The sequence below is a fragment of the Thalassoroseus pseudoceratinae genome (assembly GCF_011634775.1).
GTDB lineage: Bacteria > Planctomycetota > Planctomycetia > Planctomycetales > Planctomycetaceae > Thalassoroseus > Thalassoroseus pseudoceratinae.
In genome coordinates, this window is sequence record NZ_JAALXT010000004.1 from 716279 (window position 1) to 741982 (window position 25704).

The following is a 25704-nucleotide window of genomic DNA, read 5'->3' on the forward strand; positions in this document are numbered from 1 at the left end:
CAACGAGGAAAGACAGCCACTCAATGCCGGTTGACACCGAGATATTTCGCCATCTGATTCACTACTCCTGCCACCTCATCGTGCCCTTTGCTTTCGCCAAGCTGTTTTGGGGAGGAAACTGGCGGATGGCCGGGTTCATTATGCTGGCCACCATGTTGATCGACTTGGACCACCTGCTCGCCGACCCCATTTTCGATCCGAATCGGTGCAGCATCGGTTTCCACCCACTCCACACGATCTGGGCTGCCGTTGGGTATGGCTGTCTACTCCTGATCCCATCTTGGAAATGGCGGGCCGTCTCGGTCGGCTGCCTCTGGCATCTTTGCGTCGACCTCATCGATTGCCAACTCGGCGGGTTGTAGTCGTCGCGATTGACACACCCGCGATCACGAAACCGCAACGAATTCTTCTTCCGGTTCGGATTCGCTGACGGCTTCTTCGGATTCCTTTTTGCCAGTGACGAGGTAACGCAGATCGAAGAAGACCATGTTCAAACACGGTACAATGATCAGCGTTAGAGCGGTGGCGAACATCAGGCCGAAGGTGAGTGTGACCGCCATTGGAATCAGGAATTTCGCCTGAAAACTCGTCTCGAACATCAACGGCGTGAGCCCGGCAACGGTCGTGGCGGTGGTCAGAAGAATCGCTCGCAAGCGGAGCTTCGCACCTTGCACGTTGGCTTCAAATTCCTCAATGCCACTGCGAATCCGACTATTGATAAAGTCGACAAGCACGAGTGAATCGTTCACAAGAATGCCTGACAACGCGACCATACCGATGAGGCTCAAAATTGTGACGGGGTTGTCGGTGACCCAATGTCCGATCACGGCTCCGAAGAAACCGAACGGAATCGCACTCATCACAACGAACGGTTGTGCGTAGGACCGAAACAAACCGGCCAACAACATAAAGATCAGCAGCAAAGCAACGGGAAACGCGATTCGCAAGCTCGAAAATGATTTGCTCATTTCTTCGGCTTGTCCCAGGAATTCAACACGAACGTCCGGATGGGTTTTGGCAAGCTCGGGTAGGAATTCGGCTCTTAAACCGGCGAGCACTTCTTGCGATTTGATCTTCGCCGGGTCGACATCGCCGAACACGCTGATGGCTCGTTGCTGCTGAGCGCGACTAATGGATGCGTAACTCTGATCTTCGGTGACATTCGCGACTTCCGAAAGCGGAATCCATTTCCGATCCAACGGGGTGGCTCCGACGGGAATCCACATCGACTCGATATTGTAAACGCTTTGGCGGAATTGCTCGGGATACCGCACCATGATCTTGACATCTTCCCGATTTCGGGTCAGCCGGCGGGCTTCGCGACCGTAAACCGCCGACCGCACATGCATCCCAAGTTGCCCGACGGTCACACCGGTCGGTTCGGCGGATGGTTTCAGACGCAGACGCACTTCCCGCAAGCCACGGTCGTGGTTGTCATCCAAGTCTTCCACGCCATCGTATTTCGACAACGCCGCCTTGAGTTCATCCGCCGCGACCACAAGTTCATCGAGATTACTCCCACTCAGGCGAATTTCCAAATCCTTCCCGCCCGGACCACCGCTCTGAGCTTCCCAGGCGACGGAATTTACGCCCGGCAACTTCGCGGAAACCGCCCGCAGTTCCACCAGAATTTCCGTGCTAGATCGCATGCCGAGCTCGTCCCGTTCGTCGGACGGTTTGAGCTCAACGACGATTTGCCCCAAGTGGGACTGATCACTCGTGCCGACCGCCCCTGCTCCACCGAAGTCGTATTGTCGAGCGACGATCATCTGCACGGAGTCCACTTCCGGCAACGCGACGGTGGCATCACTGAGAGCTTGCAACCGGGCTTTCACCACCTCGGCGTTGGTGCCGACGGGCATTTCCATTTGCGCGATGAGGGTTTCGCTGTCCATCTTTTGAATGAACTCAAACGGCACGATATTCCCAATCACCAATCCCCCGGCGATCAACAATAACGAAAACGCCGTCGTCAGCGTGACGTATCGCCATCGCATGGTGAATCGCAGCAGCCGTTCATATTGCCCAGCCAACCAACCGTGCAGGAAGGCATCTCGAGAGTGCTGAAACCTTGCCCAGCGGGATTCATGTTCGACATCCGCCGCTGATTTCTTTTTCGGCGAGGGCAGATGGCACAAGTGAGCCGGCAAAATCACCAGGGCTTCCAACAACGAAACCGACAACGCCGCCAGCACGACCAACGGCAACTCGCCCATGAAGTCACCGATTTGCCCCTTAATGAACAACAACGGACTGAAGGCCGCAATCGTGGTGGTGACGGCGATAATCACCGGCCACATTACCTCTTCCGTGCCGTGCACCGCCGCCCGCATGGCGGGCATCCCCTCCTCGACGTGACGGTAAATGTTCTCACCGATGACGATGGCATCGTCGACGATAATTCCCAGCACGATGATCAATCCGAACATCGAAAGCAGATTGATCGAAACTCCCAGCCAACCCATTACGATGAACGTGCCGAGAAACGACACCGGCAAACCGACCGCCGCCCAAAACGCAACCCGCCAGTTCAGAAAGAGCATCAGCGAAATCAACACCAACAGCAGCCCGCTTTGCCCGTTTCGCAGCATCAAATCCAATCGACCTTCGACGAAGCGAGCCAAATTGTTGTGCATGGCGAGTTGGTAGGAATGTCGAAACGGATTCTGCTTGCTGCGTTCGTAGTACTCGACGGGGTCCGGTTTGCCGCTGATCTTGTTGATGATCGGTCCCAGCGACGCCTTCACCAACAGGAACGGCTTGCTGTACCACGGTGCGGCGTATGCTTCGTCATAACCATACGGATCGAACGGCAACCCCTGCTTACCTTTAACGTACCCCCGCACCAAGTTGGCAATTTGAATGGCGTCCTGCGTGGAGTTCTTGAAGACCGTACATTCGACGGCCGGGTAACTGTTGAAGTAACTTTCCAAGTCTGTCTCGATAAACTCGTCCCGCACGATCGCGAGATCGCTCACCGTGAGACTCCGACCATCCGGCATCGTGCGGACGACGATATCTTCCAGCTCGAACCCCTGGCTTTCCTCCCCAAGTGTTCGCACGGAGATATTCGCCCGATCGCCTTTGAGCCGTCCCCCCGAAACATCCAAGTTTGTGCGGCGGATGGCATCGGCGACTTCATCAAAGGTGACGTTGTATTCCAGCAATCGTTCCGGCCGAATTTCCACGCTGATTTCATCATCGCGTGTGCCTGTGATGCTCACGTTTGTGATGCCGGGCAGCAGTAACAAGTCGTCCCGCATCTCCCGAGCGGCTCGCTTCAAACCGGCCTCGTCGCCACTACCGAAAATCGCCACACTGATCACCGGCAACATCGGCTCGAGTTTTCGGATCGTGATCTGCTCGATCTCGTCCGGCAAATCCTCGATCGCATCGACTTGGTTTTTCACTTCCTGCAAGACGGGGTTGATGTCGTTCACATCGTTGAACAACGTCACGGTGGTGCTGGAGAAACCTTCGGTCACGGTTGAGTCGATCTTCTCGATCTCGTCGATCTCCCGCAGAGATTCCTCGATCTTGATGGTGACGGCTTTTTCGAGTTCTTGTGGCGATTCGGCCGGGTAGACCACCGCGATGGACAGTTTGTCCGGCCGGCTTTCGGGAAACATCTCCCGCACGAGCGTCACCGCGAAGACGCCGCCACCTATCAGGACCACAAGCATCAGCATGTTGACCAACACGCGGTTTTCGACGCTAAATTTCGGCAATGACATGGACAGATGGTCTTCCCAAGTCGACACAGGAGAACAAAACGCACGCTCGCGTCTCAATCATATCTGGCAGGCAATCGCTTGAACAACGTCAAACATCCCCCAGATCCCATTGCGGAACAGATCGGCAATCCGTTGACAGCGAACACGCAGAGGGATAGCTTGTGGACATCTCATTCACTATTTCTTTGGAACCTACCCGCTCAACCTGGGTTCGTAGACACGAGAGTCGCGGCATGTCGAACGCACCGCGGATCGAGACGATCGCCGATCGATTGGAACTCTGCCAACAGCAAATTGGCTATCAATTTCGCGACCTCGCCTTGCTTCAACGGTGTCTGACCCACGCCTCCGCCGCCAATTCCCGCGAGGAATGCAACGAACGCTTGGAATTTCTCGGGGATGCCATTCTCGGGGCCGTCGTTTGTGATTTGTTGTTCCAAATGTTCCCTGATGCCACCGAAGGCGAACTCACACGAATCAAATCCGCTGTCGTCAGTCGGCACACGTGTGCGATTGTCTGTGGCGAATTGAAACTCGAATCGTGCTTGATTTTGGGAAAAGGTCTGAGTGGTGGACAGCGGGTTCCCTCCTCAATTCGGGCAGCGGTGATTGAATCTCTAGTTGCCGGTGTCTACTTAGATGGTGGATACCCCGATGCGGTGGCGTTCGTTTCACGAATCATGAACCGTCAGATCGAACAAACCGGCCAACGCAGTCGCACACGAAACTTCAAAAGCCAACTGCAACAACTGGCTCAAAAGGATCTCGGCGAGACCCCCGTCTATCGGTTGCTGGACGAAAAAGGCCCCGACCATTCCAAATGCTTTGAGGTCTCAGCGATCATCGGCCAACAGGTGTTTCCACCCGCCTGGGGACCAACCAAGAAAGAGGCCGAGCAACAAGCGGCCTGCAACGCCCTGCACGATATCCAAAAAACCACTGAAGAAGCCGAGTCAGACGATTTCTAACCGGCCTCCCCTCTCCTGACGGTTCGCGAAACCCGTGCTTACCTCATCGCGCGGACCGAAGTTGCCAAGCGTTTCATCGCCTCGTCAATCCCCGCCGGGTCTTGCACACCAAAACTGAGTCGCATGTGATTTGTCGGCCGGTCGTCGCCGTTGGGATCGCCGGAGGCAAAACAAATCTCCCCCGGCACGTACATCATACCGGTCTCGTGCACCGTATGATGGAAAAGCTCGCTGTCGAAGCCGGTCGCGATTTCCTCCGGCAACGACATCCACACGTACAGTCCGCCTTCCGGATGCATCCAATGCACTCCGGGAATGTCGGAAAAATACCGATCGGCAGCGGTCAGCATGGCATCACGTTTGACGCGATAGGCGTCACGGACGGACTCCACATGCGGACCGTACAAACCTTGCTCAAATACAGTTGCCAACAAGTGCTGATTGAAATTCGCCGACCCGAAGTCTTCATTTCCCTTTCGGACGCAAACTGCCTGATGCAAGTCCGCCGGCACGACTCCAAACCCGACTCGCAGACCGGGCGAAAAACTCTTGGAGAACGTTCCGGCGTGAATCACGTGTTCGCCATCCGGATCCATATTCAACAAGCTCGTTTGCGGAGAACCGTCGTAACGCAACTCGCGATACGCGGCGTCTTCGAGCACAAACAACCGATGCTCACGGGACCATCGCCGGGCAATTTCGAGAACCGCTTGCCGACGATCGTCAGATAAACAGTATCCGCTCGGGTTCTCAAAATCGCTGACCAGATACACCAACTTCACGCGATCCAGTTCCCCAACACCTTTCAAGCGTTGAAGTTCCGATTCCAACGCCGCCGGTTGCATGCCATTTTCGTCGGTCGCTACGGGAATCGCCCGCGCTCCAACGCCATCAAGTACCCCAAGAAACACAAAATACGTCGGCGACGCCACCAAACAGATATCACCCGGATCAAACAACACTTCTGCCACCAATGACAGTAACTGCTGCGATCCCGTTGTCAGAACAAACCGATCGGTGCCCAATCGCGGATCATCCGGCGACATGCCCTCTCGATTCGCCAAGTGACTCACCAACTGTTTCCGCAGCCGCATAGCCCCGGATGTGGTTCCGTACTGCAACGCCGTTCTCGCCAATGCATCGTCGGCCATCATGGCTTGAAAAGCGGATCGCGTCGTGGACACCGGCAGACTCCCCGGGTCAACCAATCCTGCCGCCAGCGAAATGACATCGGGGTTCTCAACACCCTGCTGCATCAAAAAACCGATCATCCCCTTGCTCGCCCAACGCCAACGCTGGCTAAGTTTCGCGGGGGGACTCGATGGATCACGCGGTTCGATGGTGGCCTTGTTAGTCATGGAAGTCCATTCATCATGGGAACTTGGGTCTGCTGTGAGAATCGCACTCGGCGAGACAAACTTCAAGACTATGAGGTTCGGTTCGGAAAACCAGAATGATCATTTCCTGGATTCGCAGAATGAAGGGACTAGAATTCCACGGAAAGATTGCACAGAATCCACGCAATCACCGTTTTCAATCCCCCCTTCGAGTCATACGATACGGACCCCGAAGGGAAATTCCGCACTCGGTGTGCATCACACGTGAGCACCTGATTTCCGAGACTCACGGCAACTTTCATTGTCACAGTGACGACGAGCCGGGCAACCACCCGCACGGAGCAAATAGGCATGGAACCGAGACGTGAAATATTTCCACACGTCATCGAAATGAACTACCAAGCCCGAAGACGTTTGGGCTGCTGTGTTTATCTCGTCTTCGACGACAACAACAATTGGATGCTCATCGACATCGGCTACACCGACACGGTGGATGAAATCGTCGAAATGGCTCGACGCATGGACTTCCCGCTGGCGAATTGTCGGTACTTGGTCGCCACTCATGCGGATGTCGATCACATCCAAGGACTCAAACGTGCCAAGGAATTGCTGCCGGAAGCAGAAATCGTTGGTCATCCGGACACAGCGGAATTGTTGCGAGAAGGTGATCGAATTGCCACTTACGCAGAGATTACCGCTCAAGACATTTCGCTCGAAATGCCGCCTGTCAAAGTCGATCGGTTGATCAACGAAGGCGACACCCTCACCGTGGGGAATTTGGAATTCGAGGTCTGGCACACCCCGGGGCACACGAACGGCCAACTTTCTTTCCGAATGGGTAACCTTTTATTCAGCGGCGACAATATCTATCGTGACGGCTGTGTTGGGAACATCGATGCTCATCATGGATCGGACATCCCGGATTTCATTGAATCGCTGACGCGAATTCGCAATTCGGATGCCGAATGGTTACTGCCCAGCCACGGACCGCCGTTCCGCAAGGATGACAAACAACTTCAAGCCACAATCGACCGTCTCGACGGATACCAACACATGGCCGACTTCGGTACGTGTGCCGTTGACTGGCCGTTGCTTGACGAATGGGAAGACGAACTTGTAAAAGGGTTCCAACCCGATTAACTGATCAAGCAAACACAAGTCAATCCACTTAACGGACACAGCCAAATCCCGGTCTCTTCACAGGATTTTTTCTAAAAGTTGATTGAAGATTCGGTTTTATGGGCGACTTCCAGACTCCATCACGGTATCTAATTAATACAACTTGTATAATTGTTTTGGGCCAACCCCCCAAATAAATGTCGGATAAGCATTCGCTTTCTTCATTCTATTATCAAATGAAGTCTTAACGGCGTTTGATCCGATCCTACCTAAATCGTACGGCAGCCATTCGGAATCTTGGTGATCTCCGAATTTGAAAGTTGAAATCGACCTCGCAACAAGAGCGTGAGGTGACTTTTGCACGCCGAACGACGCTTGCCGATCACTTCGAATGCTAACCCATTGCGCAGCCTGTAAGCTGCTGGTTCGCTCGACCAACGGTCGAAACAGCCACTGTGAAATCGGCAAATCTCTGACTTTGCAATTTCGATGACAATGAAGCATTTCTTTGAACGACGCGATTTCTGGGGCAACCACAGCGCTCTTTGGGTGCTGGTGGGGATGGCATTTATCCTGCCAATGAGCTTAGCCGCGTTGCGCACCCTGGAAATTGACAACGACGTCACCGGTTGGTTGCCAAAGAACGACCCACAAGCTCTGACCTACCAGTGGTATCAAGAAGTTTTCCCTAGCGAAGACCAGATCCTCGTCTCGTGGGACAACAGTTCGCTCAACGATCCCCGACTCGCAGAATTTCAGAGACGACTGTCCCCACCAACAACCGAACACAGCTCGCAGACCGGCGAAGTCCCCTACATTCGCAGTGTTCTCAGCCCGCATGATGTCATTCAGCGGATGAAGAATGGCGGAGTTAGTGAACAAAAAGCAATCGAGCAACTCACGGGAGTCCTCATTGGTGAAGGCTCCCTGAAAGTCCAACTCGACGCATCAGCGAAGCCCGAGTTGGAAACCGTTGAAGCCGCTATTGTTGAGCAAGTTCGTGATCAGGTCGGTTTGGATGTGGTCATCGAACGACCAATCCCATATGCCACCGAGGAAACGGACGGAGCGGAAGACTCCGATCAACCAACCTACCCACGAAAGCCATTCGACTTCGCAGTGCGTTGGCCGGGAATGCACTCGCAAAACGGGCAAGTTGATGATGTCCGCAATGTTGTGAAGAACGTGGCACTGTCTGACGGTTCCCAACCGATCGACGCAGTCTTCCAAGAAGCCGGTGATCCGATCGCGTTGGGTGTGGTGTTGTCTCCAGCCCACCATGGACACACCCAAGATGTCATTCGGACGATCCGCGAAGCGGCCAAGGCGTCGGGAATTCCTCCAGAGACCGTTCACATGGGCGGCCGAGCCATCGCAGGTTCCGAGTTGAACCGCAAGGTGAATGAAACCATTTGGGACGCATCCGTTCCATGGTGGCAAATCCACCGGAGCTCCCCTGTCCTGCTGTCGATGCTGGTTTCGGCAGTTGTGGTATTCTTTATGCTGCGAAGCGTCCGATTGACGACGCTGGTCTTAGTCGCCACTTCGTTCGCCGTTATTTTGAGCGTCAGCGTCATTCCTTGGACCGGCGGAATTGTGTCGACCGTCTTGGTGGTGATGCCACCTCTGTTGGCGGTTCTGACGTTGTCCGCGGCGATTCACGTTGCGAACTACTGGAAACACGCCGCCATTTATTCCCGTGAACACGCCATCGTTCAAGCGTGCAAGATGGCCCGCCAGCCATGTATTCTTGCCAGCCTGACGACCGCGATTGGTTTGGTTTCCCTGGCAACCAGCTCGCTAAGCCCTGTCAAGAACTTCGGTTTGTACTGTGCCAGTGGTTGCGTGATTTCGCTTGTTGTCGTCTTGTACGGTTTGCCGGCGTTGCTCGTCTATTGGCCTTGCAAGCGTCCTTATCGCGCGGAAGTCGAGCACACCCGATGGCAACAACTCGCGGATGTGCTGGTGGACCACTGGCGAAAAATCTCTCTCGCTGGCATCGCTTTCTTCTTAGTTTGCGTTTGTGGATTGTGGTTCTTCCGTACGGAAACGAAAGTCATTCGGTACTTCGCAGAAGACTCCGAAGTCGTTCAGGACTACCAATTCCTTGAAGATCAACTTTCGGGAATCACTCCGGCCGATATCCTGGTTCGGTTCAGTAAAGACGCTCAGAGTGAATTGAATTTCTACGAGCGGTCCGAACTGATCCGCAAGATTGAACACGACTTGCGTGACCATGCGGAAGTCAGCGGCACGATCTCATTGGCTGACTTTCTTGCCTTTGAACCACCTAGCGATGAAGCGACCGGTCGGGATCATTGGAAGTTCAACCTTCGCGTGAATCACACCCAAAAGCGGTTGCGAGAAGGTGACGAAGTCGGGGCCTCCTCGTTGTACACGGTTGCAGAAGCACCGTTCATCCTTGAACAAGCGGGTGGCCAGCGAACGCAGGTGTTTCCTGGCGACGAAATCTGGCGAATCACCGCTCAGGTCTCCGTGCTCTCCGAACGTAGTTACGCCGAGTTGGTGGGTCGATGGCATGATCCGGAGACATACCCCGGTGATTTGAACGTCATCGTGCAATCGAATCTGAAAGACCACGCCGGGACGTTCCACGTGATCACGGGAATGGTTCCGTTGTTCCTGCAGACCCAGGAAGCCGTGCTAAGCAGCTTGATCAACAGCTTCGGCATCGCATTTTGCATCATCGGCGTGATCATGATGATTTTGCTGCGAAGCATGACGAGCGGTCTCATCACGATGGTCCCGAATGTTCTGCCGGTGGGAATCGTGTTCGGATTGATCTCCTGGTATGGCTTGCCAGTCGACATTGGCACGATGGTCACAGCTTCGGTCGCATTGGGAATCGCGGTGGACGGAACCCTGCACCTGCTGACTTGGTTCCGCAAAGGCATTCTGGACGGAATGTCCCGTCACGAGGCAATTGCACGGGCTTTGGGTCATTGTGGACCGGCACTCTGGCAAACGAGTGCTACCGTCGCGATCGGAATGTTAATGCTCTACCCCTCCGAATTGCTGATCGTCAGCCGGTTCGGATGGCTGATGGCGGCCCTCATTTCCGCCGCTTTGGTCGCCGACCTGATAGTCCTTCCTGCATTGCTAGCGGGACCGCTGGGAGCACTTATCGAACGGGCGGTTTGGCAGCGTCATGGCGAACCGGTGCCGGTGGGTTACGTGCATCCCCACCTTCCTACAGGACCACACACCCACATGGTTTCGGTCAGTCCACACGAACATACCGTTATCGACTGACCAATCATCCGCTGATGCTTTGTGTTGGCAAACGGCATTGTGTTTCGTAGATTCGATTCCCCCGAAACACACATCGAGTCCGTTTCCATGCGTAGTGACCCTGAAGTGCAGCAAATGGCCGACACCTGGCAGCTTGGTTTGCCACGGATGCCGGTCTCAGGACGGGCCGGTGAACTGCTTGGACGCGGAACGGGGAGCTCGCTCGAATTCCAAGAGCATCGCGAATACCTTCCCGGCGACGACATCCGCCACCTCGATTGGGCCGCTTACGCCCGTGCGGATACACTAATGCTGCGAATGTACCGGGAAGAAATCAGTCCCCGTACGGAAATCTTTCTCGATTGCAGCCGGTCCATGCTGACATCACCGCCAAACGCGGGCACAGCGGTTTCGATGAAATCGGTCGTTGCCCGACAGTTGGCCGGGTTGTTTGTCTTATTGGCGGCTCGATTGGGGGGACGTCCGCAGCTGACGTTGCTCGACGATCACACTCCACTTCGACGCCTTGAACTTGAGTCGCTTGAAGAACTCCGAAACCTCGATTTCTCCGGCCTGCGTCCAATGTCGGACACCGTCGCACAGAACTTGATTCCACCGGCTAAGCAGTCGGTACGAATCGTGATCAGCGACTTCCTGTTTCCCCACGACGCCGAACCGATGATTCGCCGATTGGCGACCGGGTGCAGTGCGTTGTGGGTGCTACAGACGCTGCATGCGTGGGAAGCTGATCCGACGCCGCTCGGGGGGCGACGGCTGATCGATGTCGAATCGGGTACGGAAAGCGATTTGGTTCTCGACGAAGCGACAATTCAGGGATATCGGGAACGCTTCGGACGGATGCAAGCGGAACTATCGCGAAACTGCCGACGGATGCACGCCCGATTCGTCCCGGTCATTGTCGACCCCGGACTGGCCGAGGTCTGCCGAGGACCGCTCGCCCAATCCGAACTCATTCGACCGGCGTGATCGGCAATGGATTCGTCCCGTTCGCTGACCATCATCGGTGCCAGCACACGAGCCGCGGCAATGTCGGCTGTTCGCGGCGGTTGGCAACCGTGCTGCATCGATGCGTTCGCGGATGTCGATCTCACCCGATTGGTCAAAGTCATCCACCTCCCCGAATATCCACGTGGCATCGCCAAGGCCGCTCGAGAACTTCCGCCAGCTCCATGGATCTATACAGGCGGTTTGGAAAATCGTTCCCGACTGGTCCATGGGATCGCGACAAGAACTCCACTATGGGGAAACTCCGCGGAGGTCTTGCGGCAAGTTCGTGACCCGTTTCATTGGACCGCGATATTACACCAAGCAGGTTTCCCGACGCTTGACGTCAGGCCTTTTGACAACCCGCCCCGCCCCGATGGCACGTGGCTTCGCAAACCAATTCGAAGTGCGGGCGGAATTCAAATCGAACGCTGGACTGATCCGAAACCAACGTCCCGAAGGTTCTTCTTTCAACGAATTGCCAACGGCGTTTCCTACTCTGCGACGTTTCTTGCGACTTCCTGTACTCAAGGAAACGATGTCAGATTAGTTGGAATTGTCCGGCATATTGCAGACCGTCACGGACTTCATGCGCCGCCGTTTGGCTGGTGCGGCGGGGTCACGGTTCGAAAACTCGCCGGTGTTGCAACGGAATCGATCACGCAGGTGGGACGAATCCTGGCGAATCAATGTCGGCTGACAGGGCTCTTCGGAATTGATTTTCTCTGGGATGGCGAGACGGTGTGGCCGGTGGAAATCAATCCCCGTTACACCGCTACGGGGGAACTTTGGGATGCCGTCTACCAACGTTCGCTCATCGCGGACCACATCGACGCCTGCAAAGGAATCGCAAGTTGGCCCACTGAAATGGAACCAACCGCGACGGCCGCCAAGTTGATCGTCTACGCACCGCGGACTCTCATCATCCCCAATCAATTCCCAGAAGCCATGTTTCGGCAGATCACGCAATCGAACAGTCGCGAACTACCACCGTTCGCCGACATCCCCCATGCCGACACAAATATTCCCGCCAGTTGGCCGATCTGCACAGTGACGGCGGTCTCAGACTCGGAATCTGCAACACTCGGCATCCTCCGAAAACGCCTGGCGTGGTTAGCGGAGCAGCTCCCAAGTAGTGAACAAGATATCGCATGGCATTGCCAATTCTGACCGCGTCGGCTATCACCGAATTATCGCACTGATTTCGCCATTCCGATGAGAACTCCGATGTCGCCCGTCATTCCACCGAGCTTTCTATTCCGTTACGAAATTCCGGTCCCCCGGTTGAAGTCGCTCGATCAGACCGAAGAAAAGTCGGTGCTGTTACCGAAATTGTGCCAGATACCGTGGCCAGCCGGATTGAATGGGAAAGCATTGTGGGCAGATGTCCGTGTTGGTTGGCATCCTGATGGCTTCGCGGTTTCCTTACTCGTCGAGAACAAAACCGGTTTCCCAGCCTGCAACCCGAGTGAACCGGAACAGTCCGATTCACTATTCGTGTGGATCGACACACGCGACACTCAGACAATCCACCGGGCCAGTCGATACTGTCACCTCTTTTACTTTCTGCCAACAGGCAGCGGACGAGGGGCAAAAAGTCCGGTCGGGCAGGAAGCGGGAATCGCTCGGGCGAAGGAATCCCATCCGTTGGCCGACAGCAGTGACCTCAATGTTCAAAGTGAGGTCCGCAAGGATGGTTACTCGCTACGTGCGGAAATTCCGGCCAAATGCCTGAAGGGATACGATCCCGAAAACAGCCCGCGTCTTGGGTTCTACTGTGCAGCGTTCGACGTCGATCACGGCGCACAAACCTTGAGCGTGGACAGTGCGTTTCCGTTCGACAACGACCCGAGTCTGTGGTCAACGCTGCAACTGGAAGACGCATAACCCGTGTGGCCGCGTGACCTCACTCCGACTCCGCCCCGCGAACCGATTCCGCGCGAACCGATGGGGAAGTGGCCGGGCCGTCGCTATTGATCGAACAATCGTCGTTGAGATTTGTCCGCAATTGATGACACACGCGACGGAAGGTTTCCAAGTCGTCCTGACTGATCCCATTCGTAGCTCGACGCCGCACACGTTGGCAGCATTCCACAGTCCGGTTCCAAACCGCCTCGGCTTTCGGAGTGGCTTTGAGGCGTTTTCGACGACGATCGTCGGGACAACAATTGCGTTCGAGCCAACCGTCTCGTTCCATTCTCGCGATGATTCCCGCGAGTGTCGGCGATTCGATTCCCAAGCAGTCGGCAATCTGTGTTTGTGATGGCTCCCCGTGGACGGCAATCCAGGCCAATACTTCCCACTGCCGAAGCGTGATGTTCTCTTTTGCGAGTTCTACTTCTAACGCCCGGCGAATAGCATGCGATGCCGTACACACCCAATAACCGACGCTTTCCTCCCAATCGAACGAAAGCACAGTTTGTCCGCCTTCCCAAATCTCGCAAAATAATACGTTTTGTGATTTATCACACAAAGAAGTGTAAGTAACGCCCTGCTCGACCGACAAGGGTCAATCTTGCCGCACACCTCAACTTGCGGGTTTTTCAGGCGTGAGGTATCAAGAAGACATCGACTCTACTCGCCCGACACAAGGGACAATCCGCATGACTGCATCAAACCCGGACCCGAAGTACCAACCAGATGAACCGCCTCGACCGCACGATCTGGATGCCGATGTCGTTGTCAGTCCGGACACCCACCGTGAGAACCGCATCCCGCCCGGCCAAACACGCACACGCAAATGGCCCGTCCTGCATGCGAGTGATGTTCCGAGTGTGGCCACGGAATCGTGGACGTTGGAGATCAAAGGCCACGTCGAAACACCAACGACACTCGACTGGAACAGCTTCCGTGAATTGCCAAGAACAACGGTCTTTTCCGATTTTCATTGCGTGACGACTTGGTCGCGGTTGGGCAATCTCTGGGAAGGTGTATCCGCCAAAGCGTTGATGAACCGCGTTGGCATTCGCCCCGAAGCCAAGTTCGTGATCATCACCGGATACGATTGGGGCTGGACAACCAATCTATCGTTGGAAGAATTCCTCGCTGATGATGTGCTTTTCGTCGACACTCACGACGGCGAACTCATTGACGCAAACCACGGTGGCCCCGTCCGCTTAGTCGTGCCGCGATTGTATGCCTGGAAAAGTGCGAAATGGGTCAGACGAATCGAACTCACCGACCAAGACCAACCCGGATACTGGGAGCAACGCGGCTACCACAACACCGGCGACCCGTGGAAAGAACAACGATTCGGATAAGTCGTGATTGACAACAATCAAGTTCTCTAATTGCATTGAGAGCGCATGAAAAACGGCTTGGCATCAAGAATTGTGCCAAGCCGTTTTGCGTTGCTAAACGATGTTGAGTTTTTCGTGTCCGCTAGTCGATAACAGCTTCTCAGCAATACACGAAACTAGGCTTACTCTAACGGTTTCGTCGCCGATTCCGTTTTGGAGATTCGCCAAGATCTTCATCAGCGTCCTCAACAGCATCCTTCACGAACTTGGGACGGATATATTTGATATCAACCGTTTTTCCGTCCGCGTGAACACGTCGAGCTGCGATAACACGCATATCTTGTGCTTGGAGACTTTGTCCCTGCACAGATAACCGCTGACCTTCTTTGATATCCCAAGCTTCGAGATTTTGTTTTGGTCCGAGATCAACAATCTTCCGGCCACCGAAATCGGTCTTCAATCGAACGACCAAGTGTTCGGTATCGGTCCCATGAATCGGTACGGTCTTATGATCGGTGACTTCGCCACTAACTTCCTGCAAACCGTCATGATCTGGGAACTGATGTTGATTACGTAGCTGGTGACGCATCCGCTCACGCTGCTGTTGCATTTGCTCAGGCCGTTTAACTTGCGAGTCGCGTTCTTTACGGTCTTGGGACCGCTTTTCGATCGTCTCAACGATCACTAACGCTGAGTCATCATAGCCATCGTAATAGCCCTCACTATATCCGGCATAGTAACCTGCAAGGAAATGTTGCAGGGCTTCCTGACGCTCCGATGAACTTCGGCGGTCTGATGAACTTGTCTCGCTACGGGTATTGGACCGAGTTCGCCGGTCTGTCCGGCCCTGACGATCACCTCGGTCTGTGTTATCAATTGCTCTCGACTGATTATTGGTTCGCTCTGTGCGATCCTGGCTATATAGTGGACTAGTTCCAACAACTAGCAAACTCAATGTCGGGATCGCTGCTTTCCATGCCATTTTCATATAGTCGTTCCTTTCAAGTAGATACTTTTGATCTGTTCGTCATCTGCGTAGACTTTGTTGACCGACTAGTCAATCAACGCATCACTATCCCCATCGAAATAGTCGCTGTAGCCATAGTCGTATGGCGAATAGTCTGGCAGATCTTGACCGTAGCTAACTCCATAGTCGCGGTCATAGAAGTCGTAGTACCAGTCATCATTCCGATCAAGATCGTTGTACCGGCCATAGCCATAGGGGTTTAATCCATAGCTCGTATAGGGGTTATTGGAGACGCCATAGCCGTAGCGATAGGGATTACGATTATGAAATGCACGGGGATAACCCGCATTGTCAAAACCGTTGTTTAGCCCATAGCCAAAACCGTAACGTCCGTAGCTTAACCCGTAGCGTGGTCCGCCAGCCCCATAATAGTTGTAGTTGAATCCGCCCGTACCCACGCCAACCTGAGCCTGGCTAGGTTCGGGCATCATGGCAAAGCCAATGAGCCCGATCCATGCAACGATGGCTTTTGAAGTCAGTTTCATTCCATTCCTTTCTGATTCGCTTGTCCTAAGAACTGCGTTCGAGTTCAAGGACGATTTCCCATCCGGAGAACATCACTTGAACTGCGCGCTTCATTGTGCAAACCGTGTTCCACTGGCAGATCTCCTTGAGTTGCTGCTAATTCGTGTTAACGCTGGTGTCGAAACTGCCAAGGTGGTTGAAATGACCACACATAGTTTTTTTTGGTGGTGTCTGATCGCTCCTCGCTATACTTAAAAGAGTGTAATGACTAAACACGAAGTCGAATCAAACTTGGAACATACGATGAATAAAATCGCTCTCTATAGCTTAGTACTGACGCTATTCCCAACACGCGTGCCAATGGCAATCGCAGAGACGGACGAGACAACAACCGCCCAAGAAATCACGGTCGAGAAGGTCGGGGAATATCGGCCGAAATCGATGGCGGACAAAGCAGAAGCCGCGGCCCTGATCGTGAAACAGACCAACGAATTTCGTAAGACGAAGGAACTTTCCATCCTCACAACTAACGAGACACTCACTCAAACCGCGAAAGAGTTCGCCGAATACATGGCTCGTACGGGACGGTACGGACATCAAGCGGATGAGCGGACGCCCGCAGAACGTGCCAAAGATCAGAAATACGACTTATGTTTCATTGCTGAAAACATCGCATATCAGTTCCGGACGACTGGTTTCGCGACCGCCCCCTTGGCAGAACGTTTTGTCGAAGGCTGGAAAGAGTCGCCGGGGCATCGTAAGAACATGCTGCGAGAGGCCGTCATCGAAACCGGCGTGGCTATCGCGCAGAGCGAGACAACGGGCGTGTACTTCGCCGTACAACTGTTCGGTCGCCCCAAATCTGCGGCTATTGATTTTCAAGTCACGAACCAAGGTGATCGAGAAATTCGATACCGAATTGGCAACCGAAAATTCCGTTTGCCGTCACGGTTCACTCGAACTCACCATCAATGTCAGCCCGGTCACCTTGAACTCCTTGCGACGTCCGAGAACAGCGAAGGCTCGAAAATGGTGACCAAGATCAAACTCCGAACCCAAACCAAGATCATCGTGACACAGGGAACCGATGGAACTCTCGAAACCGAGATCGAGGAAATTGAGGCGAGCGAGCTGAAATTGAAGTCCAGCGAAAACGATTCGCCAAAGTGATCCGCTTCCTGGTCCACGGTTCGCGCCGCTGCCGGTTGGTCGCTACAATACCGCTGAAGTGACCGCCAATTTGAACTGGACCCAATCGATGCGACCGTTACGCTTTGCTGTGGCGACCCGATGTTTTCGCCAACCATTGAAACACGCGATGCAAACTGCTGCCGACTCCGGTGCGACCGGAATCGAGTTGGACATCCGCAACGAAGTGGTTGAGTCCGAACTGTCGGACACGGGGCGTCGTCATCTGCTGCACTTCCTCGGCGAACATGGTTTGACTGTTGCAGGAACGACATTCCCACTGCGGTCCTACTTGCTCGACCCAAACCATTTGGATGCCAGAATCGGGGGCGTGAAACGCGGTTTGGAATTCAGCTATCAGTTGGGTGCCAAAGTCATGACGGCTCGTCTGGGCCGTGTGCCGACCGATCCGGACTCCCCTGCTTTCCAGACCGCTGTGGAAGTCTTGAACGACATCGCCCGCACCTCAAACCACATTGGTGTCGTCCTGGGACTGACGCCGTCGCGTGACTCGGCTAGCGATGTGCACCGATTGCTGTCCGCCGTTGATCAAGGACCAATCGGCATTCACTTCGACCCAGCAGGCATCGTGATGGGTGGCGAGAACGTGCCGGCAGCCTTTGTGACCTTGCATGAGTTCGTGCAACAAGTCCAAGTCCGCGACGCCGTCTCCGATGTGGACGGCGGCGGTGTGGAAGTTGCGGTCGGTCGAGGCGATGTCGTCTGGGATGAGTTCCTGGCCATGCTCGATGAAGCCCCTTACAACGGTTGGCTTGTCGCGGAACGCACCGTTGGGCCCGACCCGATCGGTGATATCCCCCGTGCCATCCAATACGTGAAGAATGTGGGACTCGGATAGCACCAAGCATGCCAGAACTCGAACCACTGACAGTCACAGAACTCACGCAGCAGATCAAAGGCGTGATGGAAATGACGTTCCCCCACATGGCGGTGTTGGGGGAGCTGTCGAATTGCGTACGGGCCGGCTCGGGGCATGTGTATCTTACGCTCAAAGACTCTGACGCCCAAATTCGGGGTGTCATCTGGCGACGAGCAGCTTCGAAGATCAAGTTTGATTTGGCCGACGGTTTGGAAGTCGTCGCGGTCGGCGGAGTCGAAGTATATCCGCCACGCGGACAGTACCAGTTGATCATTGAGGAGTTGTTGCCACAGGGCATCGGTGCACTAGAATTGGCATTTCGCCAGTTGCAAGAAAAATTGGCTCGCGAAGGGTTGTTCGATCCAGAACGCAAACGCCCGCTGCCCCGATTTCCCAAGCGAATTGCCATTGTCACGAGCCCTACAAGTGCCGCTGTCCGCGACATGTTGCAGGTCATCACCCGACGCTGGAACGGCTGCAACATCGTGATTCTTCCCGTTGCCGTGCAGGGTGCGAAAGCCGCCGGTGAAATCGCCAATGCGATTCGCTCGGCTCCGTCGATTCCGGATGTCGATGTGATTATCGTTGGACGCGGTGGTGGGAGCTTGGAAGACCTTTGGTCATTCAACGAAGAAATCGTTGCCCGAGCGATTTTCGATTGTCCCTTGCCGGTCGTCAGCGCAGTGGGACACGAGATTGACGTGAGCATTTCCGATCTGGTCGCCGACGTACGAGCGCTCACTCCCAGCGAAGCCGGTGAACTTGTGGTGCCACACCGTCAGGAAGTCGCCGCGGAAATCCAACGCTTGCAAGACCGGCTGATTGATGGACTTCGCGGTCGCATCACGACAGCTCGCAGCACGCTCGAAAATTTGGCTTCCCGTCGTGCCTTCACGCGACCGCTTGACCGCGTTCATCAGGAGACTCGAACTGTCGATGAGTTGTCCGAACGCCTGAGCAAGTCGATTCGCCGGGTTGTCGCCACACAGAAACAACGAATTGACGGCCTGTCCGAAACCCTCGACAGTCTGAGCCCGCTCAAGGTTCTTTCGCGGGGATATTGCGTGGCTCGCAATCCTGCATCGGGCGACGTGATCCGCAGTGTACGTGATGTTGCCCCCAACGAACCACTCGAAATTCTCCTCCGCGATGGCCGCTTGCAGAGCCGCATCGAAACGGTGGAACCAACCGAAACCGATCCCCCTTCCGCGAATCAACAGGACTCATGAGCAAGAAATCACAGCCAGAAACCGAACCATCTTTCGAGGAATCACTTGAGCAATTGCAGGCAATTGTTCGGCAACTCGAAGATGGCACGCTCGGCCTGGATGAATCCATGACGCAGTTCGAACAAGGCGTCAAACTGCTGCGGAAATGCTACGCCGTTCTTGATCATACGGAACAGCGGATCGAACTCCTCACCCGCCTCGACGACGACGGCCAACCCGTCCTCGCCCCTTTCGACAACACCGGCACCGCCGACACCAAAGAGAAATCCAAGGCGGGTCGCCGCAAACGTGCGTCAAAGACCGAAGACGAGGATAGCGGTCTCTTTTGAATCACGCCGTTGCCGGTCGGTAGCGGAAGCGTTTTGGTGAGCCGTCTTCGCCGTCGCGTTTTTTCTTGGCGTTTTCGTAGCTTTCAAAATTGCCTTCGTGGAAGACAACTTTGCTATCCCCTTCAAACGCGAGAATGTGGGTCGCCAGTCGGTCGAGGAACCAACGGTCGTGGCTGGAGACCATCGCACAGCCGCCGAAACTTTCGAGACCTTCTTCGAGTGCCCGCAGGGTATCGACATCGAGATCGTTCGACGGTTCGTCGAGCAGAAGAAGATTCCCGCCGGAGCGGAGTAACTTCGCCAAGTGGACGCGGTTACGTTCCCCACCGGAGAGTTTACCAACCTTCTTTTGTTGGTCGGTGCCTTTGAAGTTGAATCGGCCGACGTACGCCCGAGCGTGAATCCGGGTGCCCCCGACTTCGAGTTGATCCACCCCCCCGGAGATTTCCTCATAAACCGTTTTATCGGCGGCGAGAGCGTCGCGATTTTGATCGACGTAGGAAATATCTACGCTATCACCGATGCGGAGTGAACCGCCGTCAGCTTCTTCTTGCCCAACGATCAACTTGAACAACGTGGTTTTCCCGGCCCCGTTCGGGCCAATGACGCCCACGATTCCCCCGCGTGGCAAATCGAAGTTCAAGTCGTCGAACAACAACTTCTCGCCGAAGGCTTTCTTGACGTTTTCAGCACGCACGACCAAATCGGACAGCGGACGTGCGACGGGAATTTGAATATCGGGAGCGTCGTCACGGGCGTCGTATTGCTGAGCGGCAAGTTGCTCGTAGCGGTCGAGTCGCGATTTGCTCTTGGTCTGCCGAGCTTTCGGCGACATTCGCACCCATTCGAGTTCGCGGGCCAATTCTTTTTGCCGTTTCGATTCGCGTTTCTGTTCGACGGCAATCCGGGCGGCTTTCTTTTCCAGATAGGTCGAGTAGTTACCTTCGTACGGATAACCATGGCCGCGATCGAGTTCCAAGATCCAACCGGCGACGTTGTCGAGGAAGTACCGGTCGTGTGTGACCGCGACGACAGTACCGGGGAACTTGTGAAGATACTGCTCCAACCAGGCCACCGATTCCGCGTCGAGGTGGTTGGTCGGTTCGTCGAGTAGCAGCATGTCCGGTGCCTGCAACACGAGTCGACACAACGCGACTCGGCGTTTCTCCCCCCCGGAAAGATTTGTGATCTTCGCGTCCGACGGCGGAACGTTGATGGCATCCATCGCGATTTCGACTTGCCGATCAAGTTCCCACAAATTGTTGGCGTCAATTTGGTCTTGGAGCTTGGCCTGTTCGGCGATGAGGTCGTCCATTTCGTCGGGATCGACCTCGGCGAACTTCATGTTCACTTCATTGTACCGGTCCAGAATCGACTGCGACTCTTTCACGGCATCTTGGATACATTCGCCAACGGTTTCCCAGTCGTCCAAACGCGGCTCTTGCGGGAAATACCCGATGCGAATGCCCTTCATCGGGCGTGCGGTGCCCATGAAGTCTTTGTCTTCACCGGCCATGATTTTCAGAAGCGTACTCTTACCGGAACCGTTGTTCCCCAGGACGCCAATCTTCGCGCCGGGATAGAACGCCAGCCAGATATTGCTCAGAACTTCCTTATCGCCAAACTGCTTGGTCAGACTTTCGATCGAAAAAATGTACTGCTGCGACATGGAACAACTTTTCGGGGGGGTAAGAATTCAGGGCAAGAACGCGGGTATTCTACGGAGTCTGTGCGTGAAGTGTAGAGAGTGAGGGTGAGAGTCGAGAGTTTTCTTCGACTCTCGCCTCTTCACGCCCTACGCTCCGCCTCGCAACAACCGGGCCGCTTCGATGGCGAAGTAGGTCAGTACGCCGTCGGCACCGGCTCGTTTGAAGGCGAGCAGGCTTTCGAGCACGACCCTGTCACGATCCAGCCAACCTTGCTCCGCCGCACCGGCGAGCATCGCGTACTCACCGCTGACTTGGTAAGCGTACGTTGGTAAACGGAACTCCGCTTTCACGCGATGCACGATATCGAGATACGGCATTCCCGGCTTGACCATTACCATATCGGCTCCTTCGGCGATGTCGAGAGCGACTTCCCGAAGAGCTTCATCACCATTGGCGGGGTCCATTTGGTAGGTGCGTTTGTCACCGCTACCAAGATTCCCCGACGAGCCAACCGCGTCCCGAAACGGACCATAAAACGCGGATGCATACTTCGCGGCATAAGCCAAAATTTGCACGTCATCGAATCCGGCTTCGTCCAAAGCGGAGCGAATTGAGCCAATGCGTCCGTCCATCATGTCCGATGGGGCAATCACTTGGCAACCGGCTTCGGCCTGCACGACCGCCTGTCGACACAACATCTCGACCGTCTCATCGTTGACAACATAGCCATTCTTCACCAAGCCGTCTTGCCCGTGACTGGAATACGGATCGAGTGCAACATCACAAATGATGCCGATATTCGGAACGGCTTCGCGGACGGCTCGCACGGTGCGACAGACGAGATTCTCCGGATTGGCGGCTTCGCGGGCATCGCTGGTCTTGAGAGACGGATCGGTCGCAGGGAAAATGGCCACCGCAGGAACCCCCAAGTCAGCCGCTTCACCGACCGCATCGACAAGAAGGTCAATCGTCAGCCGTTCAACGCCGGGCATTGATGGAATCGTCTCGCGTTCGCCCTGCCCCTCTTTCACAAAGACCGGCCAAATCAGATCGTTCACGGTCAGCGTGTGTTCTTGCACCAACCGTCGCGACCAATCATGACGCCGATTTCGACGCATCCGCGTCCCGGGAAATTGTCCGTAGTCACTCATGATGCATCCGCCTCATCGGCCTTCAGAATTCCCATGCGTTGCAGTTTCGCTCGGCACTCGTCGCGTTCGCGACAACGCTTCAGATCCTTCCAAGTTGCATCCTGACACTGCAAAAACAACTCGTCCGTGAATGGTGGCGAAAGACTTTCTTGCCCGCCCGTTGCCATCAACTTGGCAATGACTTCCTGATCCAACCGCGTGAGGAACTGACCACCGAGCCGGTAATCTTCAAAGGCTTCCCAAACAACCGGGAAGAGTGGCTTGACGATTTTCTCACCGATCGTCGTGGCGTACTCGCGGATTTCCAACTGAGCGTGAGAGTCCATCCGTAAGCTTAGAAAGTGCAACAAGTTGTGCAGATCGATTTTCCAGTAGGCCTCCGTGTAAGTCGAAAGCGGCAAATCCTTTCGGGCCTGCTCGCGGGCCACACCGGCATCAATGCGGTTCTGATAGAGTGTGCGAGAGCGATCTTGGAAGTCTTTCTCCGCCGCAGTCAATTCCTCGCCAACTTCCGATGCAAGAAAGTCGCCACTTCCCTGACGATTGGAGTCCGCCTGACTTCGCCATTCACCTGGCAATGTCGTCTGGGCGGCGTCGATCGCAAGGGAATACCGCGTACTGTATTCGTTGACATTGGCGGTGCGATGACGAATCCACTGTCGCCAGCAATCCATCGGAACCCGAACGAGCAGTTTGATTTCCGCCATCTCAAAGGGCGTGCTGTGCCGATGTCGCATAAGATAGCGAATGAGCGTGCGGTCGTCGGAAACCTTTTTGGTTCCTTCGCCATAACTGACCCGAGCTGCCTGAACGACAGAGGAATCGTTGCCCATCACATCAACAAGGCACACGAAACCATCATCGAGGACGGGAAATTTTTCCCAACGGAGTTCTTCCATGGACGTTTCAGTCGACGGTGCAGTCATTTGCGACCATCCTGATCAAAATAAGGGGCGACAATTTTCAAGACAGCATAGAAAAAGACGCCGCAGCAACAAAGGCTACGGCGTCTTGAGTTTTCATATGGACTCAACAGAGCCCGATGCCAAGATTACTCTGGCAATTTCTCGACGTCTTTCTTTTCGCCGGAACCACCTTCAGGTTCTTCAGCGGGCGTCGGCAGTTTTTCTTCTGGCTCTTCGGTCTCGGCCGGTTCTTCGGTTTCCGCTTCGGCGGGTGTTTCAGTGCCTTCGGTTTCTTCGCCTGGTTCGGCGGGAGCTTCTTCTTCACCAGTCGCTGGTGGCTCTTCCTTTGGTCCACAACCGACGAAACCAGCGGTCATGCCGACCATGAACAACATTGCCAATCCTTGCGCGAACAATTTACGCAAATCCATGAAAGTGTCCTTTCGTAGCAAATTCAAAAGCGCGAATAGAAATCCCAGACGGGGATTGTGCCATCAATAGGAGTGGTTTCAACCCAATTTATTCCGCTCAATTCCAGGATTTTTGCGAATTCTTGAGCAATTTCGCAGGAACTGGCCAACCAACCGTCGAGAAGGATTGCCAGATTTGTCGCGAATGTCTAGAATCCTCCCGCACGACCGAAAACATCCTTACCCGGTAGTGTAACGGTAGCACCACGGATTTTGGTTCCGTTAGTCCAGGTTCAAATCCTGGCCGGGTAACTTTCTTTTCTTGGCCGTCGTGCCCACGCTGGCAACCGCTTTTTGCCACCGACCGTGTTCAAGCGAAAACACGAATCAACCCCCTTTGATTTCTCCTCAAAATTGGGGTTGTTGCATTTTGGCGATTCTGCCAAACTCCCGCCCTTCTCTCAGCGGATTTCTCAACCTTTTCCATACCCTATCTCGAATGATGCGGTTCTTATGCCTCATTCTTGTGCACCATTCTGGCTTTGTACGCTGGTTGTGTTGGCGAGTGGTTGCCAACTCATGCAGACTGCGTCCGCGCCACCGAACAACGCACCCTTGTATGTCGCCACGACCAACCAAGACTACCTCTGGGAACGCACGGTCGATGTCCTCCACGAGTACCCGTTCGAAGTCGAGCGTGAAAGTCGGTTGGACGGCATCATCGAAACGCGTTACAAGATTGGCTCGGGGATCCAGGAGCCGTGGCACCGGGAGTCGATCGGTCTCGAGAACCGACTCGAAAGCACGTTTCAATCGGTCCGACGCAAGGTCGTCGTCCACATAACACCGGTCGATGGCGGCTACACAATCGCAGTCGAAGCGTACAAGGAACTTGAGGACGTCGTCGGTTTAGCGGCCAACTCGGCTGGCGGTGCGACCTTCCAAGACCATACGCCACTTCAACGCGACCTGAATGCAGTTGTCGGTCAGACCGCACCATCAGGATGGATTCTGCAAGGTCGAGACGTGCTGCTCGAACGCGACATCCAACGCCGACTGCAACGAATCTTTGCCAAGTAGAAAACCGATTCTCGTCCGCTGGTAATCAATCCTCGGCGATCAATTCCACTCCGGATTCGCAGGCCAGGACGGAAGAATCCGATTTTTCTTCGTCAATCGAGACATTTGCTCGTCCCAAAGTTCATAGGGATCGGTCTCGTAGAGCGAATCGGAATCGGCGGGCAAGACGTACCAATCTCCACGACTGAGTTCGCTTTCCAACTGCCCGGACCCCCAGCCGGCACATCCGGAAAATACCCGGATTTGCAGCCCTTCACGGGTGCCCGCCGCAGCGGCTTGAACCACACGCGAGAACGCCTCCGCACTCCCACCGACAAACACATGAGGAAGCACCGAGGACTCCTCCTCATCGAGATCCCCCGCATTGTGCAATACAAAGAGCGCGGACGGTTCGACGGGCCCACCGAGAAACACAACTTCATCAGTTTCCGGGTAGGAAAAATGCTCCGACAACGCATGGGATACGCGGATCGACGAAGGACGGTTCACCACTAACCCCATCGCCCCATCATCGCCATGCTCGATGACCAAAACGACAGTCTTGAAGAAATTCGTATCGCGAAGCTGCTTGCCCGCGACGAGATAATGGCCGCGCAGAGACTCTGTCATGCAAACATTGTAATGTCGATTCCTTTTGGATGCGACTGTAACGCCAATGGATGCCTCATTCCGCATCAGATGCTTGAAATTTAGTCAAGCACCCTGTTCTCACCCCTTGCTTTTCTGCTGCGGAGACA

At 54.8% G+C, this 25704-nt stretch carries 23 protein-coding genes and 1 tRNA gene; 14 read left to right on the forward strand and 10 right to left on the reverse strand.

Annotated features, from left to right (window positions below; genetic code table 11):
* Positions 1-23: 23 nt before the first annotated feature.
* A complete protein-coding gene (locus tag G6R38_RS17155) occupies positions 24-362 on the forward strand; it encodes a DUF6122 family protein (protein ID WP_166828600.1) in 339 nt (112 codons plus the stop codon).
* Positions 363-386: 24 nt separating this feature from the next.
* Here G6R38_RS17155 and G6R38_RS17160 read toward each other — a convergent pair whose 3' ends face one another.
* Positions 387-3734: an efflux RND transporter permease subunit gene (locus tag G6R38_RS17160; RefSeq protein ID WP_166828604.1), complete on the reverse strand. Its 3348-nt coding sequence runs from the start codon at positions 3732-3734 to the stop codon at positions 387-389.
* Positions 3735-3967: 233 nt separating this feature from the next.
* On the opposite strand from G6R38_RS17160, the gene rnc reads away from it, so the two are divergent.
* The gene (gene rnc / locus G6R38_RS17165; RefSeq protein ID WP_166828607.1) at positions 3968-4702 is read left to right on the forward strand and encodes a ribonuclease III; all 735 of its coding nucleotides are present in this window, start codon (positions 3968-3970) and stop codon (positions 4700-4702) included.
* Positions 4703-4740: 38 nt separating this feature from the next.
* On the opposite strand, the gene G6R38_RS17170 is transcribed toward rnc, so the two are convergent.
* Entirely contained in the window at positions 4741-6060 is a 1320-nt protein-coding gene (locus G6R38_RS17170; RefSeq protein WP_166828610.1) for an aminotransferase-like domain-containing protein, read from the reverse strand.
* Between the two features lie 330 nt (positions 6061-6390).
* Here G6R38_RS17170 and G6R38_RS17175 point away from each other — a divergent pair, with 330 nt between their 5' ends.
* From G6R38_RS17175 to G6R38_RS17195, 5 genes are all read left to right on the forward strand, one after another.
* Entirely contained in the window at positions 6391-7179 is a 789-nt protein-coding gene (locus G6R38_RS17175; protein WP_166828613.1) for an MBL fold metallo-hydrolase, read from the forward strand.
* 474 nt (positions 7180-7653) lie between these two features.
* Positions 7654-10431, forward strand: a complete 2778-nt coding sequence (locus G6R38_RS17180; protein ID WP_166828616.1) for an efflux RND transporter permease subunit — start codon at positions 7654-7656, stop codon at positions 10429-10431.
* 87 nt (positions 10432-10518) lie between these two features.
* Complete coding sequence (locus tag G6R38_RS17185) at positions 10519-11397, forward strand: DUF58 domain-containing protein (protein ID WP_166828618.1); 879 nt, start codon at positions 10519-10521, stop codon at positions 11395-11397.
* A 6-nt stretch (positions 11398-11403) separates the two neighbouring features.
* Positions 11404-12585: an ATP-grasp domain-containing protein gene (locus G6R38_RS17190; protein WP_166828621.1), complete on the forward strand. Its 1182-nt coding sequence runs from the start codon at positions 11404-11406 to the stop codon at positions 12583-12585.
* A gap of 57 nt (positions 12586-12642) precedes the next feature.
* Complete coding sequence (locus tag G6R38_RS17195) at positions 12643-13302, forward strand: DOMON domain-containing protein (RefSeq protein ID WP_166828624.1); 660 nt, start codon at positions 12643-12645, stop codon at positions 13300-13302.
* Between the two features lie 19 nt (positions 13303-13321).
* Here G6R38_RS17195 and G6R38_RS17200 read toward each other — a convergent pair whose 3' ends face one another.
* Positions 13322-13831, reverse strand: a complete 510-nt coding sequence (locus G6R38_RS17200) for a MarR family winged helix-turn-helix transcriptional regulator (RefSeq protein WP_166828628.1) — start codon at positions 13829-13831, stop codon at positions 13322-13324.
* Positions 13832-14018: 187 nt separating this feature from the next.
* Here G6R38_RS17200 and G6R38_RS17205 point away from each other — a divergent pair, with 187 nt between their 5' ends.
* Entirely contained in the window at positions 14019-14675 is a 657-nt protein-coding gene (locus G6R38_RS17205) for a sulfite oxidase-like oxidoreductase (protein ID WP_166828632.1), read from the forward strand.
* Positions 14676-14841: 166 nt separating this feature from the next.
* Here the strand turns inward: G6R38_RS17205 and G6R38_RS17210 are convergent, their stop codons facing one another.
* Positions 14842-15642, reverse strand: coding sequence for a hypothetical protein (locus G6R38_RS17210; RefSeq protein ID WP_166828635.1), 801 nt, complete (start codon positions 15640-15642; stop codon positions 14842-14844).
* A gap of 65 nt (positions 15643-15707) precedes the next feature.
* The gene (locus G6R38_RS17215; protein ID WP_166828638.1) at positions 15708-16166 is read right to left on the reverse strand and encodes a hypothetical protein; all 459 of its coding nucleotides are present in this window, start codon (positions 16164-16166) and stop codon (positions 15708-15710) included.
* Between the two features lie 283 nt (positions 16167-16449).
* Here G6R38_RS17215 and G6R38_RS17220 point away from each other — a divergent pair, with 283 nt between their 5' ends.
* The 4 genes from G6R38_RS17220 (at position 16450) to G6R38_RS17235 (ending at position 19772) form a co-directional block, all read left to right on the forward strand.
* Positions 16450-17316 (forward strand): CAP domain-containing protein, encoded by an 867-nt coding sequence (locus tag G6R38_RS17220; protein ID WP_166828641.1) that lies wholly within the window; start codon positions 16450-16452, stop codon positions 17314-17316.
* 88 nt (positions 17317-17404) lie between these two features.
* Positions 17405-18193 (forward strand): sugar phosphate isomerase/epimerase family protein, encoded by a 789-nt coding sequence (locus G6R38_RS17225; RefSeq protein ID WP_166828644.1) that lies wholly within the window; start codon positions 17405-17407, stop codon positions 18191-18193.
* Positions 18194-18201: 8 nt separating this feature from the next.
* The gene (gene xseA / locus G6R38_RS17230; RefSeq protein WP_166828647.1) at positions 18202-19443 is read left to right on the forward strand and encodes an exodeoxyribonuclease VII large subunit; all 1242 of its coding nucleotides are present in this window, start codon (positions 18202-18204) and stop codon (positions 19441-19443) included.
* Positions 19440-19772, forward strand: a complete 333-nt coding sequence (locus tag G6R38_RS17235; RefSeq protein ID WP_166828650.1) for an exodeoxyribonuclease VII small subunit — start codon at positions 19440-19442, stop codon at positions 19770-19772. Before xseA ends, G6R38_RS17235 begins: the two co-directional genes overlap by 4 nt.
* Position 19773: 1 nt before the next feature.
* Here G6R38_RS17235 and ettA read toward each other — a convergent pair whose 3' ends face one another.
* The 4 genes from ettA to G6R38_RS17255 form a co-directional block, all read right to left on the reverse strand.
* Positions 19774-21441: an energy-dependent translational throttle protein EttA gene (gene ettA / locus G6R38_RS17240; RefSeq protein WP_166828652.1), complete on the reverse strand. Its 1668-nt coding sequence runs from the start codon at positions 21439-21441 to the stop codon at positions 19774-19776.
* Positions 21442-21567: 126 nt separating this feature from the next.
* Positions 21568-22572 (reverse strand): porphobilinogen synthase, encoded by a 1005-nt coding sequence (gene hemB / locus G6R38_RS17245; protein WP_166828655.1) that lies wholly within the window; start codon positions 22570-22572, stop codon positions 21568-21570.
* The gene (gene thyX / locus G6R38_RS17250; RefSeq protein ID WP_166828658.1) at positions 22569-23498 is read right to left on the reverse strand and encodes an FAD-dependent thymidylate synthase; all 930 of its coding nucleotides are present in this window, start codon (positions 23496-23498) and stop codon (positions 22569-22571) included. The genes hemB and thyX overlap by 4 nt, the downstream gene beginning before the upstream one ends.
* A 125-nt stretch (positions 23499-23623) precedes the next feature.
* Positions 23624-23908, reverse strand: a complete 285-nt coding sequence (locus G6R38_RS17255) for a hypothetical protein (RefSeq protein WP_166828661.1) — start codon at positions 23906-23908, stop codon at positions 23624-23626.
* 220 nt (positions 23909-24128) lie between these two features.
* Here G6R38_RS17255 and G6R38_RS17260 point away from each other — a divergent pair.
* Positions 24129-24199 (forward strand) — tRNA-Gln (locus G6R38_RS17260).
* Positions 24200-24400: 201 nt separating this feature from the next.
* Positions 24401-24967 (forward strand): hypothetical protein, encoded by a 567-nt coding sequence (locus G6R38_RS17265; protein ID WP_240928241.1) that lies wholly within the window; start codon positions 24401-24403, stop codon positions 24965-24967.
* Between the two features lie 39 nt (positions 24968-25006).
* Here G6R38_RS17265 and G6R38_RS17270 read toward each other — a convergent pair whose 3' ends face one another.
* Positions 25007-25576 (reverse strand): YqgE/AlgH family protein, encoded by a 570-nt coding sequence (locus tag G6R38_RS17270; RefSeq protein WP_166828664.1) that lies wholly within the window; start codon positions 25574-25576, stop codon positions 25007-25009.
* Between the last annotated feature and the right edge of the window lie 128 nt (positions 25577-25704).